Origin of the sequence: Peptostreptococcus stomatis DSM 17678, from assembly GCF_000147675.1 — a bacterium.
In the GTDB taxonomy this organism is placed as follows: domain Bacteria; phylum Bacillota; class Clostridia; order Peptostreptococcales; family Peptostreptococcaceae; genus Peptostreptococcus; species Peptostreptococcus stomatis.
In genome coordinates, this window is the sequence record NZ_ADGQ01000056.1 from 80,190 (window position 1) to 94,565 (window position 14,376).

Genomic DNA, 14,376 nt, shown 5'->3' on the forward strand with positions numbered 1-14,376 from the left:
TTTTTCCTCCTTACTTTAGGGCTTCTACACCACCGCTGATTTCCGTTATTTCTTGGGTAACAGCACCCTGTCTAGCCCTATTGTAGCTAAGTTCTAAATTCTGAATCATTTCATTTGCATTGTCTGTAGCTGATTCCATGGCAGTTCTTCTTGCTCCCTGTTCAGAAGCATATGACTCCACTATAGCCCCATTAACCGTACCCGTGATATAGGTAGGTATAAGGAATTCTAGGACACTCTCCGCTGAAGGAAGGTACTTGACCTTGGCTTTTGGACCAGTTTCCGTCTTCTTGAATTTATTGATAAATTCTTCTGCCTCCTTGGCCTCAGCCTCTCTTCTTTCATACCTTTCACGAAGGATTTCTTCACTAATATAGACATTAGGATCTTTTTCTTCCTGTATTTCCCTATATCTTTCACCACCATATTCAAGTGGTTGGTCGAAAACCAAAGGCAGCAGTTTAATAGCCTTAGGCTTTTGTGACAATGCAGATTCAAATTCTGTATAAGTAAGGATGACTTCATCGATTTGGCCTTCTTCATACATCTTCATAAGCTTGTCGGTGATTGCCCTTACCTCTTCATACTCATACTTTTCTACTGATTCAATCCTATCTATTATCTTTACATCTTTCTTGGAAAAATAATCATATGATTTTTTTCCAACTGTTATTACGTAATCTTCAACTAACCCCATATACTTCTCTGCCTCTTTAAAAGCACTCGAATTATATCCACCTGCCAGACCCCTGTCTCCGGCAATTACTAAGTGACACCTAGTCTTTAGGTCTCTAGCCTTTAAAAATTGGTTATTTAGTCCCTTAGTATTTACTGAAATATCAACTATAGTTTCATACATTGTATTAAAGTATGCACTAGAGTTTTCTGTGGCCTGCTTAGCTTTTCTCAGTTTTGATGAGGCTACCAGATGCATGGCGTTAGTAATTTGCTTGGTACTATTTACGCTGGCAATACGATTTTTAATTGCCTTCATTCCAGCTCCTGCCATTGTACGCCTCCTTTAAAATTATACTTCTGTTTTGAATTTTACCTTGAACTCTTCTATTGCCTTTGTAAGTTCTTCGTTAAAGTCTTCAGCATTTAGTATCTTTTTAATTATTTCAGGGTGTACGCTATCCATATAGCTGTATAGTTCTGCCTCAAACCTCTTTATATCTTCTAGCTCGATATCTGCTAGTAGGTTATTGATTACTGCATATATTATAATTACCTGGTTTTCTACTGTTATAGGATTATGTTCATCCTGCTTTAGAACTTCTACTATTCTCTGTCCCTGGGCAAGTCTTCTCTTAGTATCTTCATCCAAGTCTGAACCGAACTGAGAGAAGGCTGCAAGCTCTCTATACTGAGAATATGCGAGCTTTAATGTACCAGCTATCTTCTTCATTGACTTAATCTGGGCAGATCCACCAACTCTTGATACTGATATACCAGGGTCAACGGCTGGCCTGACACCTGCATAGAATAGCTCTGGCTGTAAGTATATCTGACCATCTGTGATTGATATTACATTTGTTGGTATATAGGCGGCAACGTCACCGGCCTGTGTTTCTATAACCGGTAGGGCTGTCATTGATCCACCACCCAAGTCATCAGATAACTTGGCAGCCCTTTCTAGTAGTCTTGAATGTAGGTAGAAAACATCACCTGGATAGGCTTCACGACCTGGTGGTCTCCTTAGTAACAGAGACATTTCTCTGTAGGCAACCGCCTGCTTAGAAAGGTCATCATATACTATTAGGACATGCTTTCCATTGTACATAAATTCTTCACCTATAGCAGCACCAGCATATGGGGCTAGATACTGTAATGGTGCAGATTCTGATGCTGTTGCTGATACTACTATCGTATAGTCCATAGCACCAAATTCTTCAAAAGTTGAAACCAACTGGGCTACAGTTGACCTCTTCTGGCCTATGGCCACATATATACAGATTACATCCTTACCCTTTTGGTTGATAATAGTGTCAGTAAGTATAGATGTCTTACCTGTCTGCCTATCACCAATAACCAACTCTCTCTGACCCCTACCGATTGGTATCATTGAGTCAATTGACTTAATACCAGTCTGTAGTGGTTCAAATACTGACTTCCTGCTCATGATTCCTGGTGCCGGATACTCAACTGGTCTAGTCTTGTCAGTTAATATATCTCCCCTACCATCTATAGGCTGACCTAGGGCATTTACTACCCTACCTATCATGGCCTCGCCAACTGGTACTTCAACTATCCTACCAGTCCTCTTTACCAGGTCACCTTCCTTGATACTTGAATCATCACCAAGTATAACGGCACCTACAACCTCTTCTTCAAGGTTAAGGGCCATACCAAATACCTTATTTGGGAATTCAAGTAGCTCACCTGACATGACACTTTCAAGGCCATATACACTTGCTATACCGTCACCAACGCTTAATACGCTACCAGTGTCGGTAAGTTTTATCTTATTGTCATAATTCTTAATCTGACTTTTTATTATGGAACTTATTTCCTCTGGTTTTAAATTCATTGGTTCACCACCATTTCCTTATGATATTACCTGAGATAGGGTATCCTTTATACCATCTAACCTGGTCTTTATACTACCATCTATCTCTTCATTACCTATTTTCACAAGGGCACCACCTAGTATGCTCTCGTCTATTTCATTTGTTAATTTTATTGTTTTATTATATTTGGCAGAAAGCTTGCTCTCTAGTTCAGCCAACTTGTCTGGACTGAGTGCTATAGCAGTTATTACCTTTCCTTCTGCAACATTATTTTTTGTATCCAACATGAGCTTGTATGACTTCACTATTGAATCCAGCTCAGTAGTCCTCTTATTCTCTATCAAGACCATCAAAAAGTTTCTGACATCCCTTGATAGCTTGTCAGTGAAGAGCTTGTCTGCTATATCCAATTTTTCGTCCTTACCTATAAAAGGGGACCTCAATACATCATATAAGTTTTTATTGTCTAAAATAAGCTTGTTTAAATCCTCTATTTCTGAATATATTTCGGAAAGTTGATTTTCTTCTTCTGCTAATTGAAATAAAGCCTCTGCATACCTATTTGCAACTTGACTAATCATTCTTAGCTTCTCCTACTTCTTTAATAAAGTTCTCTATCAAATCTTCATGCTTAGCCTTGTCTATATCTTTTTCGATAACCTTTGATGCTGCCAATACAGCTATCTCAGAAATCTCAGACTTAATATTATTAAAGGCCTGTTCTTTTTCCTTTGCAATTTCATTATTTGCCTTTTGCTTGATATATTCAGCTTCCTTCTTGGCTTCTGAAATTATAGTATCAGACTTCTCTTCCGCCCTCTTCCTGGCAAAATCAACTATCATCTGACCCTCATCACGGGCATCTTGAATCTTAGTTTCATATTCTGACTTAAATTTCATACCTTCTTCCTTTGCCTTCTGACCTGCTTCTATATTGTTCTTTATGTCAGCATCTCTAGCATCCATGACATCTATAATCTTCTTGAACAAGACCTTTCTCAATATCAAGAACAATATCAGTACATTGGCTAGGGTAAAGAAAAGCTCATATGTCAAGCCTACTAATGGCTTAAATTCCATATTTGTTGCCTCCCATCTTTAGCTGTATTCTTTGATTACATCTGTATCCAAGGGTTAACAAATATTAGTATAATCGCTATTACTAGACCGTATATAGCTGAAGACTCTGCAACCGCCTGACCTAATAACATAGTTGATATGATATCACTCTTTGCTTCTGGCTGGTTGGCCACTGCCTCTGCTGCCTTACCTGCTGCAAAACCCTGACCTGCGCCTGCACCTATACCTGTTGCAACTGCTATACCAGCACCTATTGCTGAACCTGCTATCGCTATTCCTAAACTCATTCCTTCTAACATATTCTTCTCCTCCTAAATTTTATTATTTCCATATTATACTTTTTTCTTATCATTACTCTTGTGTTGCTCCACTTACAAATACCATAGTCAGCATTATAAATATAAATGCCTGTAACGAACCTGCAAAGAGGTCAAAATATAGGTGTAGTGGAACCGGTATTAAAAATTCACCAACCGGAATCTTCAATGAAGGTATCATACTTGAAAAATATTCCAGCATCTTGTAGAACAAGGACATTATTATCGAACCACCCAATATATTACCAAATGGACGGAAACTCAATGATATAGGTCTTGCAAATTCACCTATTATATTAAGTGGTGCCATCAAAGGTGTCGGCTCTAACAAGCCCTTGAAATATGCCATACCCTTGAACTTTACACCCATGACATAGATCATGAAGAATGTAATCAAGGCCCAGGCTACTGTTGTATCCAAGTCTGTAGTCGGTGACCTAAATCCTAACATTACTATTAGGTCCGAACATACAAAGAACAAGAATATAGTTCCAATATATGATATCATCCAAGGTGCACGCTTTATAAAAGCAGTTCCCGTAGTCTCAGTAACCAGGTTCCTAAGTCCCCCAATTGCCCATTCCAAAAAGACCTGTTTCTTGCTGGTTGGAACTTTCTGAATGTTCCTAGTAAGCAAGAAGGCTACTATAATCAAAAAGGCCATTATTATCCACTGGGTTACTATGGTCTCACTTAGTTTAAAGTTACCAAAATAGAGAACATATTTTGCTTGATACATAAGCCTAATCCTCCTTTCTCATTTTCTTTATTAAGTTTTTGCCTCCAAGGAGGTTTTGGGCTTTTATTACTATATTAGTACTAATCAAGCCAAATGCAACAGTATACACGTTTATATGCTTTGTAGTTGCTGCAAAAACCAGGATGGCCCCATAGATAAAAATCCTGAAAGCATAGCTTCCCAAGGATGACAGGGTTGCTTTAGTCTTGTCCCTATCACCTAGGCCATCTAAATTTTTAGCTATAGAAAATAGGCCTAGCATGGCAACTATACTGCCTGCTATAAGACCAGCCATAGTGCTGACTGATGCCTTTCCAATCAAGGCTATCACAACCAGTCCCACCAGGTCATATACTCCTATACCTATGTATATTTTTTTCAAATTTTCTATCAGTTGTTTATCCAATGCATCACTTCCTAACCCATCAACATATAAACCTATACACTATTAAAAACCCTTTTTCAAAGATGTCTACTTGTATTTATCTTCCTTTTTAGTGAACACCTTGAGGGTCTTGTATAGACTGACAAAGGCACTTGCTATGCCTAATATTATGAATATTATTGAAAATATTGGCGAAGTACCCAACTTCTTGTCGATAGTTATCCCTATAAAGCCGCATCCAAATATACACACTACTACCATAATTCCTAATTGCGTAAGTAATGAAAAAGACTTCATAGCTTCAAACCATATGCTATTTTTACCCATATTTCCTCCATAAATTCAATTGACTACTAATTATATCACATTTTAACCCTACTTACCCTTAAGTATACCCAAAATTTAACAATTTTAAAAATTATTAACATTGATTTCATATTAGGTTCACAAAGGAAGTCTATATGTATACCAGTAGGTATTAAAAAAACTTAAAGGCTGCACTGACAATAAAGTCCGTGCAACCTCTGTTTTTATTGAAACTACTTAGTTCCAAATAATCTATCTCCAGCATCGCCTAGACCTGGTACGATATACTTATGGTCATTTAATTTTTCATCTACAGAAGCTACATAAATGTCTACTTCCGGATACTTGCTGTGAACTACTTCTATACCTTCTGGAGCAGCAACTAGGTTTATCATTCTGATATTCTTTGCCCCCCTAGCCCTTAATAGCTCTATGGCAGCTGTAGCTGAACCACCTGTAGCCAACATAGGGTCAACCAAAAATACTTCTCTCTCACCTATATCCTGAGGCATCTTACAGTAGTATTCTACTGGTTCACATGTTTCAGGGTCCCTGTATAGACCTATATGTCCAACCTTTGCAGCTGGAATCAGGCTGATAAAGCCATCAACCATACCTATACCTGCCCTAAGAATTGGAACTATAGCCAACTTCTTACCGTCTAGTTCCTTGGCCATTGTCTTCTGTATAGGTGTTTCTATTTCTACATCCCTAAGTGGTAGGTCCTTAGTAACCTCATAACCCATCAACATAGTTATCTCAGTCAATAACTCTCTGAAATCCTTTGAACCCGTTGATGTCTTTCTCATTAAAGTTAACTTGTGCTGAATTAATGGATGGTCTGTTATTACTACTCTTTTCATGTCTTCCTCCTAAAATATATGTTATAAATTTTTATTTTCTATCGCTCTTATCTTGTCTACCCTATTCTGGTGCCTTCCACCTTCAAATGATGAATTAAGGTAAGCATCTACTATATCTAGGCCAAGGCCTATGCCTGTAACCCTTTCTCCTAAGGCTATCATATTAGCATCATTGTGGGCCTTAGTCATCCTGGCAGAGAAAGTATCTCCCACTGTTGCACACCTAATCCCCTTTACCTTGTTGGCTGCTATTCCGATACCTATGCCTGTTCCACACACTAGGATACCACATTCAGTTTCACCACTGGCAACACTCATTGCTGCCTTTTCAGAATAATCCGGATAATCTACTGAATCACTTGAATTAGTTCCAAAATCTACTACTTCATGACCTGACTTTTCTAGGTGCTTTTTTATAGCAGCTTTTAGGTTTAGTCCACCATGATCACATGCTAATGCTATTTTCATATTTATTCCTCCAAAATTTTATTTTAACTACACGACAGTATAGCTTTATATACTATTATATAATCCTGTAGCCAGCTGCCTTTTTCAGCCTATTCATTATGGCTACACCTAGACCTTTTTCCTCAAAGTAGGGAACATAGGCTATGTCTATAGATTCCCTATCAAGGCTTATAAGGCTATCAAACAGGTTCTTTGCGACTTCAGCATCAGACTCCCCTAGGTCAAAAACCTGGGCCTGATAAGGGTGTTGGTCAGAACTTCTGGTCAGAACTCCGGTTTTTAGTCCCTTCTTGGCATTGTCCAAGCATAGTTCATCCACCCTCCTGGCAAAGTCTTCCTGGTCACCAGCCCTTACTATATAGACCTGGGCCTGGGGCGAATAGTGTTTGTACTTCATGCCTGGAGCCTTGGCCCTGATATTATCGTCCTTATTTTTCAAAGACGGGTCTAGGTCTACCTGGCCTAGGACCTCTCCCAACATTTCCAAGGTTATACTACCTGGCCTAAGCACCATGGCTACATCACCGGATAGATCAACAATAGTGGACTCTACCCCATAGTTACAAGGTCCTCCGACCAGTATTCCATCTACCCTACCATCCATATCCCTGATTATATGCTCGGGTTTGGTTGGGGATGGCCTGCCTGATATATTCGCTGAGGGTGCTGCTATTGGAACCCCTGCCTGCCTTATCAGGTCTCTGGCCACCTGGTCTGATGGCATCCTAATGGCCACCGTATCCAGGCCACCACTGGTCCTATCTGGTATAATATCCTTTTTTTTGAAAACTATGGTCAAGGGACCTGGCCAAAATTTGTCCATCAATAATTTTGCCCTATCATCTATATTCTCCACCAGACCGTAGACATCCTCCTTATCTGCAATATGAACTAGAAGGGGATTATCACTTGGCCTCCCCTTGGCCTGGTATATCTTGGCAGCTGCCTCTTCATCCAGGGCATTTGCCCCCAGGCCGTAGACAGTCTCCGTTGGGAAAATCACTGTCTTACCACTAGCCAGCATACTGGCAAATACTGCTATCAAGTCTTTGTCTGGCTTGTTTACATCTATTTCTTTTATAAGTGTTTTCATAAAATCAACCTTCTTTACAAGTCTTATCTCTTATTTAAAAGGATTACTTCTCTAAAAAAGGCTTTAGTAAAACCAAAGCCTTTTAAAAATATCTAGATTATATTGATGACATCTTTTCAGTCTGGTCAACTGTGATCAATGCATCTATCATTTCATCTAAATCCCCGTCTATAAATGAATCTAACTTATATAGGGTTAAATTAATTCTATGGTCACTAACCCTTCCTTGTGGGAAGTTATATGTTCTGATTCTTTCTGATCTGTCTCCAGTACCAACCTGGCTCTTTCTTTCTGCAGCTATATCCTTCTGCTGTTCAGCCAGGGCCTTGTCATAAAGCCTAGCCTTCAATACCTTCATGGCCTTTTCCTTGTTCTTTAACTGAGACTTTTCGTCCTGGCAAGAAACAACTTCACCTGTAGGTATATGAGTTAGTCTAACCGCTGAGTCAGTTGTGTTGACACACTGGCCACCATTACCTGATGCCCTAAATACGTCAACCCTTACATCTTCTGGATTTATATCTATTTCAACGTCCTCTACCTCTGGTAATACAGCTACTGTCGCCGTAGATGTATGTATTCTACCACCAGATTCTGTAGTAGGTATTCTCTGAACCCTATGAACACCTGATTCATACTTTAGTCTAGAATAGGCCCCCTTACCCTTTATCATAAAGGATACTTCCTTGTAGCCACCTACTCCAGTTTCATTGGAACTCATCAATGAAGTCTTCCAACCCCTTCTTTCTGCATACCTAGAGTACATCCTGAACAGGTCTCCTGCAAATAGGGCTGCTTCATCACCACCAGCTCCACCCCTAATCTCTATGATAACATTCTTTTCATCATTAGGGTCCTTTGGTACTAGTAGTATCTTTAGTTCATTTTCATATTCTTCTAGTAGGGCTTCAGACTCAGATAGCTCCATCTTGGCCAATTCTCTTAGGTCTTCGTCACTCTCTTCTTCAAGTATCTGCTTTGATTCTGCAATACTTTGGCTTGCCTTACTGTATTCCCTGTACTTCATTACAATTGGTTCTATTTCAGAAGTTTCCTTCATCAACTTTTGCCAAGTAGGTTGGTCACTGATTATATCAGGATCTGCTACTTTTTGGCTTAGTTCCTTGTACTTATCTTCCAAAACCTTTAGCTTATTTAGCATTTGATTTTCACCTTCCTGTATTTTATCTAAACATATATATTATTCCTAAATTTCCACATAATCAATTGTATATTTTAACATAAGTCGACCTAAAATGTCAATATTTATAGGCGGCAACAAGGCGGTCAAAACCCTGTATATCCTTTTTTGTATATGCCTTGGTATAGCCAACTTGAGCCATCTTTTTTAGTATTTTTTCTGCCTGGTCATGGCCTGATTCAAAGACTAGTTTTCCACCCAGTTTAAGGTAGTCATAGGCATCTTCTATAATCCTGTTATAAAAGTCCATCCCATCATTACCACCGGCCAGAGCCAACCTAGGCTCATAGTCTTTTACATCCCTTTCTAGACCTTCTATAACCTGGTCTTCTATATAGGGTGGATTAGATACTATTATATCCAAGCATCCCCTGTAGTCACCAAGATTAGTAAAGAGGTCCGATTCTATAAGCTTAACTGTATCCAGTCCAAAAGACTTTCTATTTATAGTCGCTACCTCCAGGGCCGACTTGGATATATCAACACCTATAAAGTTAACAGTCCCATCCTTGGCTTTGCCAGAATCTTCTTTTGCCCTATCCTTCCATAGACTAGCCCCACTAAGGATGATGGCACCTGACCCAGTACACATATCCAGGACATTTATATCTCTAGCCTGCTTAGTACTTTCCATCTCTCCTATACTTTCCACCAGGTCCTCTACCAACAGTTCTGTATCCGGTCTTGGTATCAAGACCCTCTCATCCACATAAAAGTCTAGGCCCATAAATTCCTTCTTATTTATTATATAGGCTATGGGCATCTGGTCCAACCTCTTGGCTATCATATCTTCAAAAATAGACATCTTATCCGAGTCTAGGTCCTGGCCATAATTAATCATCAACTTTACCCTGTCCCAGCCTAGGATATGGCACAAGATTATCTCTACATCTAGCCTGGCTGTAGGGCTTGTAGCTGACAAAAGACCACTATATTTTTCTATTATATCCTTAATTAGCACTGCTAAATTCACTCTCTCTTTCTCTTTACCTTTAGAATTATATCATAGATAGGATAACTTGTGGTAAAATAGGGTAATAGTCTAATAAGATTGACAGAAGAATTAATATAAAGAATAATAGCAGAGTTAAAAGGAGAATATATGAATTTAAAAAAGATAAAAAAAGCCCTTATAACCGCCCTCCCCATAGCCTTTTGTTATGTATCTTTGGGCTTCATAGGCGGTACTATGATAAGTAAGGTAGGCTTCAACCTACTAGACATAACATTAATTACCATATTTGTCTTTTCAGGCAGTGCAGTATTTATAGCCTCCAATATGCTAATAGGGGGTATAAATCCCCAGATATCTATATATCTGACCCTAACTATCATAATTACAAACCTGAGAAATACCCTGTATAGCTCGGCCCTGGTAAATGATACCAAAAATCTCAAGGGATGGAAGAAGCTAGTCTTCTCCATGTTTATAGCTGATGAAACCTTTGCTATCAATAAGACCTGCTACGAGAATGACCCTGAATGGGATGGGGACCTTGCCCTATATGTCAATATCTTTAGCTGTATATTTGGCTTGATAGGCAACCTACTCGGTGGATTTTTTGGTCAAATTATAGATATACCATTGGATATGGGAACCTTTATGATGTCTAGTATGTTTGTAATCCTGGCTGTCTTACAGGTTAAAAATAAGCAAGACCTACTCATCCTAGTCATAGCCATACTTGTATCATTTGTAGTATTATACATCTACCAGGGTGGCCTAGACCTGATTATAGTTGCCCTAATAGTAACTAGCATAGGATACTTTATAGATAAGAATAATGAAAAAAAAGGAAAGTTGGTGGACACAGATGAATGATAATATATTAAAACTGTGCATAATAGGTGTATCATTTATATTTATGTTTGCCATGAGGTACCTTCCCTTCGTAATCTTGGGCAAGAGTGGCAATTCAAAGGAATTCGATCGATTTATAAAATATATCCCCCTAGGTGTTTTTATAGCCATGATAGTAAAGGATATATTCTTTAAAAACGGCCAGTTATTCTTGTCAATTTCAAATATTAAGTTGATACCACTTATACTGATAATCCTGATATCGGTTAAATTTAGGAATATAGGTGTATCAGTTGTTTCCGGTGGAATTATAATGCTTATCGCCCTAAACTTTTTTTAAAACTACCCCCACTCATGTGGGGGTGATTTTTTACAAAAAAAGACTACTGCAAAATTTGCAATAGTCCCTTAATACATAAATTCGAATTTAAATATTAATCTAGGTGTAAGATTACTCCATATTGAATCTCTTCTTGAACTTATCGATTCTTCCACCCTTTTCGATATTCTTCTGCTTACCTGTATAGAATGGATGACATTCTGAACAGATTTCTACTCTTATCTCGTCCTGAGTTGATCCTGCCATAAATGTATTTCCACAAGCACAACGTACTTCAACTTCCTTGTAGTTTGGCTGTATATCCTTCTGCATGAAATTCACTCCTCTCTTTATAATAACGAACCTTTCCGATTCTAATAAAATTCAACTCCCTTATTATAACACAATATATGACTTAGTTCAATAACTTTATAGCCACTATTTAAAATTAATTTGATTAATCTTTTCTATAAATTCCTTGTTATCCCTAGTTTTTTTCATTTCCTCTATTATGTTATCAGATATATTCTGGTTGTTACCATTGGTAAATGACCTCCTAAGTTTGTACAGGGCATCTATCTCTTCAGCAGTCAATAGGAGGTCTTCCCTCCTTGTTCCTGACTTATATACATCTATGGCAGGGAATATCCTCTTTTCTGCCAGGTTTCTATCAAGATGAAGTTCCATATTACCTGTACCCTTGAATTCTTCAAAGATTACATCATCCATCCTAGACCCTGTATCTATCAAGGCTGTACCCAATATAGTCAAGGAACCACCATTTCTTATATTTCTAGCTGCACCAAAGAACTTCTTAGGTCCATATAGGGCTCCTGGATCTAGACCACCAGTAAGGGTCCTTCCCGTTGGATTTATAGTAAGGTTATAGGCTCTGGCTAGCCTGGTTATACTATCCAGTAGGATAACTACATCCTTGCCGTGCTCTACCAACCTCTGGGCCCTACTCAATACCATTTCGGCCACCTTTACATGGTGGGAAGATGCCTGGTCAAAAGTTGAATATATTACCTCACCATCTATAGACTCCATCATATCTGTAACTTCTTCCGGCCTTTCATCTATCAATAGAACTATTAGGGTCACATCCGGATAATTTTTAGTGATACTATTGGCAACACTCTTCAATAATACAGTTTTACCAACCTTAGGTGGTGCCACTATCATACCCCTCTGTCCCTTACCTATAGGTGCAAAAAGGTCGATTATCCTGGTAGAAATACCCTCTCTATCAGTTTCCAAAACCAGTTTTTCATCTGCATATATTGGCAATAGCTGTTCGAATGGGGTCCTTGACCTTCCAGTTGATATATCATCTCCATTCACCTTATATATATACATCATACCCCTAAAACGTTCATTTGGATTTTCTGGCTTTACTACACCGGTTATAAAGTCTCCAGTCTTAAGGCCAAACTTTCTTATCTGGTTGGGAGATACATAGGTGTCATTTTCTGTTGACAAGTAGTTACTTCCCCTCAAAAAACCAAATCCATCTGGTAGGATTTCAAGTACACCTTCAGCCTTATTATCTTCGTTCATCTCTGGAGGAGTCATATATAGGACCCTCTTTTGCTGGCCCTGGTTGCCATCTTGTTGGCTCTTGTACTGACCTCTTTCTCCACTTGGATTTCCGCCATGCCTCTTGGTATCTTCATTTATTTCTTCTTGTCTATTAAGGTCTTCCTTATTGTCAAGACCTTGACTAGAATCAGTATTTCCACCCTGTATAGCTTCTTTTATCTTTTCTATTAGGCCAGACTTATTGTAGGTAGTAACCGACTTAACCCCTAAATTTCTCGCCTTAACCCTCAATTCTACTAAACTTTCGCCTTTTAATTTTTCAATTTCTCTATCTGTCATAAGGGCCTCCTTATCTTAATCACCTATCAATACACTAATAGCAAAGGCCACACTAGAGACCGCAAACATTAGTGCTATTAGAATAGATACCACCTTATATACGACTTTATTCTTCTTAGCCATTTAAATAACTACCTTTCACTATTTTCCTTTTCACAAACCTGGTTTAAATACTTCAAGAATTCATCTCTAAGTTCTGGTTTTTTAAGGGCTGCATCAACTGTAGCCTGCAAAAAGCCCAGCTTGTCCCCCAGGTCATACCTCCTGCCCTCAAATACATAGGCATACATATCTTCCCTGTCCTTTAATATCTCCAGGGCATCAGTCAGTTGGATTTCACCATTCTTGCCCGGTGGTATCTGGCCCAGAATATCAAATATCTGAGGTGTAATTATATACCTACCCAGGATAGCCACATTTGATGGGGCCTGGTCTGGGTCTGGCTTCTCAACCAGGGCATTTACCTTATATATATTGTCTGATAGCTTTTTACCATCGATTATACCGTACTTGTCAGTATTTTCCTTGTCGACCTCTTGGACACCAAGTATGCTGGCATTGTGGACTTCATAGGCATCTATCAACTGCTTTAAGCAAGGCTCCCCCTGGCCATTATCCACCATGTCATCACCCAACATAACAGCAAAGGGTTCGTCACCTATAAAGTACCTGGCACAGTATATGGCATCACCCAAACCCTTAGGCTCCTTCTGCCTTATATAGTGGATATTTACCATATTTGATATGCCCTTCACTATTTCTAGCAGGTCTGTCTTACCCTTGTTCTCCAATTCTAATTCCAGCTCTACAGACTTGTCAAAGTGGTCTTCTATAGACTTCTTATTCCTGCCTGTGATTATCAAGATTTCTTCAACACCAGATGCTACTGCCTCTTCTATAATATACTGAAGAGTCGGCTTGTCTACTATTGGCAACATCTCCTTAGGCTGAGCCTTGGTTGCAGGCAAAAACCTCGTTCCCAAACCGGCAGCTGGTATTACTGCTTTTTTCACTACCTTATTCATTATACTTCCTCCAGCTTTCAATAAGCTAAACTAATTCATACAATTCTTTAGCCTCGTCCTTTAAGACGTGTTCTTTTATATTTGTTATCCTATATTCAACAATTCTCTCACCAAATGTGATTCTAAGGACATCACCTACCCTCACCTCTGAAGACGACTTGGCTAACTTACCATTTATTTCTACCAGTCCCTTTTCACAAGCCTCTTTGGCTACTGTCCTTCTTTTAATTATCCTTGACACCTTAAGGTATTTATCTAATCTCATCCTAACTTCCTTTTTACAATATTTATTACAAATTCCTTATTTATACTATTATCTATTATACCACACAAGAAAAAAATAGTACTGACAATTTACACTGTCAATACTATTTTGTAGTAAACTTTA

At 38.7% G+C, this 14,376-nt stretch carries 19 protein-coding genes; 2 read left to right on the forward strand and 17 right to left on the reverse strand.

Annotated elements, in window-relative coordinates; all coding sequences use genetic code 11:
• Positions 1–10: 10 nt before the first annotated feature.
• From atpG to prmC, 13 genes are all read right to left on the reverse strand, one after another.
• On the reverse strand, positions 11–1,009 hold the full coding sequence (gene atpG / locus HMPREF0634_RS05385) for an ATP synthase F1 subunit gamma (protein WP_007789659.1): 999 nt from the start codon (positions 1,007–1,009) through the stop codon (positions 11–13).
• Positions 1,010–1,027: 18 nt separating this feature from the next.
• Entirely contained in the window at positions 1,028–2,530 is a 1,503-nt protein-coding gene (gene atpA, locus HMPREF0634_RS05390; RefSeq protein ID WP_007789647.1) for a F0F1 ATP synthase subunit alpha, read from the reverse strand.
• Positions 2,531–2,548: 18 nt separating this feature from the next.
• A complete protein-coding gene (locus HMPREF0634_RS05395) occupies positions 2,549–3,091 on the reverse strand; it encodes a F0F1 ATP synthase subunit delta (RefSeq protein ID WP_007789754.1) in 543 nt (180 codons plus the stop codon).
• The gene (atpF, locus tag HMPREF0634_RS05400) at positions 3,084–3,590 is read right to left on the reverse strand and encodes a F0F1 ATP synthase subunit B (protein ID WP_007789652.1); all 507 of its coding nucleotides are present in this window, start codon (positions 3,588–3,590) and stop codon (positions 3,084–3,086) included. The genes HMPREF0634_RS05395 and atpF overlap by 8 nt, the downstream gene beginning before the upstream one ends.
• 35 nt (positions 3,591–3,625) lie before the next feature.
• Complete coding sequence (atpE, locus tag HMPREF0634_RS05405; protein ID WP_007789619.1) at positions 3,626–3,889, reverse strand: ATP synthase F0 subunit C; 264 nt, start codon at positions 3,887–3,889, stop codon at positions 3,626–3,628.
• 52 nt (positions 3,890–3,941) lie between these two features.
• Positions 3,942–4,646, reverse strand: coding sequence for a F0F1 ATP synthase subunit A (locus HMPREF0634_RS05410; protein ID WP_007789632.1), 705 nt, complete (start codon positions 4,644–4,646; stop codon positions 3,942–3,944).
• Between the two features lie 4 nt (positions 4,647–4,650).
• Positions 4,651–5,052 (reverse strand): ATP synthase subunit I, encoded by a 402-nt coding sequence (locus HMPREF0634_RS05415; protein WP_050786361.1) that lies wholly within the window; start codon positions 5,050–5,052, stop codon positions 4,651–4,653.
• A gap of 66 nt (positions 5,053–5,118) precedes the next feature.
• Complete coding sequence (locus tag HMPREF0634_RS05420; protein ID WP_007789731.1) at positions 5,119–5,358, reverse strand: AtpZ/AtpI family protein; 240 nt, start codon at positions 5,356–5,358, stop codon at positions 5,119–5,121.
• Positions 5,359–5,570: 212 nt separating this feature from the next.
• Positions 5,571–6,200 carry a uracil phosphoribosyltransferase gene (gene upp / locus HMPREF0634_RS05425; RefSeq protein WP_007789627.1) on the reverse strand — a complete coding sequence of 210 codons (630 nt, stop codon included), beginning with the start codon at positions 6,198–6,200 and terminating at the stop codon, positions 5,571–5,573.
• Between the two features lie 21 nt (positions 6,201–6,221).
• Positions 6,222–6,668 (reverse strand): ribose 5-phosphate isomerase B, encoded by a 447-nt coding sequence (rpiB, locus tag HMPREF0634_RS05430; RefSeq protein WP_007789766.1) that lies wholly within the window; start codon positions 6,666–6,668, stop codon positions 6,222–6,224.
• A 55-nt stretch (positions 6,669–6,723) separates the two neighbouring features.
• The gene (locus HMPREF0634_RS05435; RefSeq protein WP_007789641.1) at positions 6,724–7,761 is read right to left on the reverse strand and encodes an L-threonylcarbamoyladenylate synthase; all 1,038 of its coding nucleotides are present in this window, start codon (positions 7,759–7,761) and stop codon (positions 6,724–6,726) included.
• A 97-nt stretch (positions 7,762–7,858) separates the two neighbouring features.
• The gene (gene prfA / locus HMPREF0634_RS05440; protein ID WP_007789614.1) at positions 7,859–8,923 is read right to left on the reverse strand and encodes a peptide chain release factor 1; all 1,065 of its coding nucleotides are present in this window, start codon (positions 8,921–8,923) and stop codon (positions 7,859–7,861) included.
• 97 nt (positions 8,924–9,020) lie between these two features.
• Positions 9,021–9,935 (reverse strand): peptide chain release factor N(5)-glutamine methyltransferase, encoded by a 915-nt coding sequence (prmC, locus tag HMPREF0634_RS05445; protein ID WP_050786362.1) that lies wholly within the window; start codon positions 9,933–9,935, stop codon positions 9,021–9,023.
• Positions 9,936–10,064: 129 nt separating this feature from the next.
• Here prmC and HMPREF0634_RS05450 point away from each other — a divergent pair, with 129 nt between their 5' ends.
• A complete protein-coding gene (locus HMPREF0634_RS05450) occupies positions 10,065–10,784 on the forward strand; it encodes an AzlC family ABC transporter permease (RefSeq protein ID WP_007789670.1) in 720 nt (239 codons plus the stop codon).
• Positions 10,777–11,103 (forward strand): AzlD domain-containing protein, encoded by a 327-nt coding sequence (locus HMPREF0634_RS05455; RefSeq protein WP_007789724.1) that lies wholly within the window; start codon positions 10,777–10,779, stop codon positions 11,101–11,103. Before HMPREF0634_RS05450 ends, HMPREF0634_RS05455 begins: the two co-directional genes overlap by 8 nt.
• Positions 11,104–11,214: 111 nt before the next feature.
• Here HMPREF0634_RS05455 and rpmE read toward each other — a convergent pair whose 3' ends face one another.
• The 4 genes from rpmE to HMPREF0634_RS05475 all read right to left on the reverse strand — a co-directional run bounded on the left by rpmE (position 11,215) and on the right by HMPREF0634_RS05475 (position 14,253).
• The gene (rpmE, locus tag HMPREF0634_RS05460) at positions 11,215–11,415 is read right to left on the reverse strand and encodes a 50S ribosomal protein L31 (RefSeq protein WP_007789643.1); all 201 of its coding nucleotides are present in this window, start codon (positions 11,413–11,415) and stop codon (positions 11,215–11,217) included.
• Between the two features lie 105 nt (positions 11,416–11,520).
• Positions 11,521–12,963: a transcription termination factor Rho gene (gene rho / locus HMPREF0634_RS05465; RefSeq protein WP_007789737.1), complete on the reverse strand. Its 1,443-nt coding sequence runs from the start codon at positions 12,961–12,963 to the stop codon at positions 11,521–11,523.
• Between the two features lie 131 nt (positions 12,964–13,094).
• Positions 13,095–13,988: a UTP--glucose-1-phosphate uridylyltransferase GalU gene (gene galU, locus HMPREF0634_RS05470; RefSeq protein WP_007789701.1), complete on the reverse strand. Its 894-nt coding sequence runs from the start codon at positions 13,986–13,988 to the stop codon at positions 13,095–13,097.
• A gap of 25 nt (positions 13,989–14,013) precedes the next feature.
• Positions 14,014–14,253: an RNA-binding S4 domain-containing protein gene (locus HMPREF0634_RS05475; RefSeq protein ID WP_007789672.1), complete on the reverse strand. Its 240-nt coding sequence runs from the start codon at positions 14,251–14,253 to the stop codon at positions 14,014–14,016.
• Positions 14,254–14,376 lie beyond the last annotated feature (123 nt).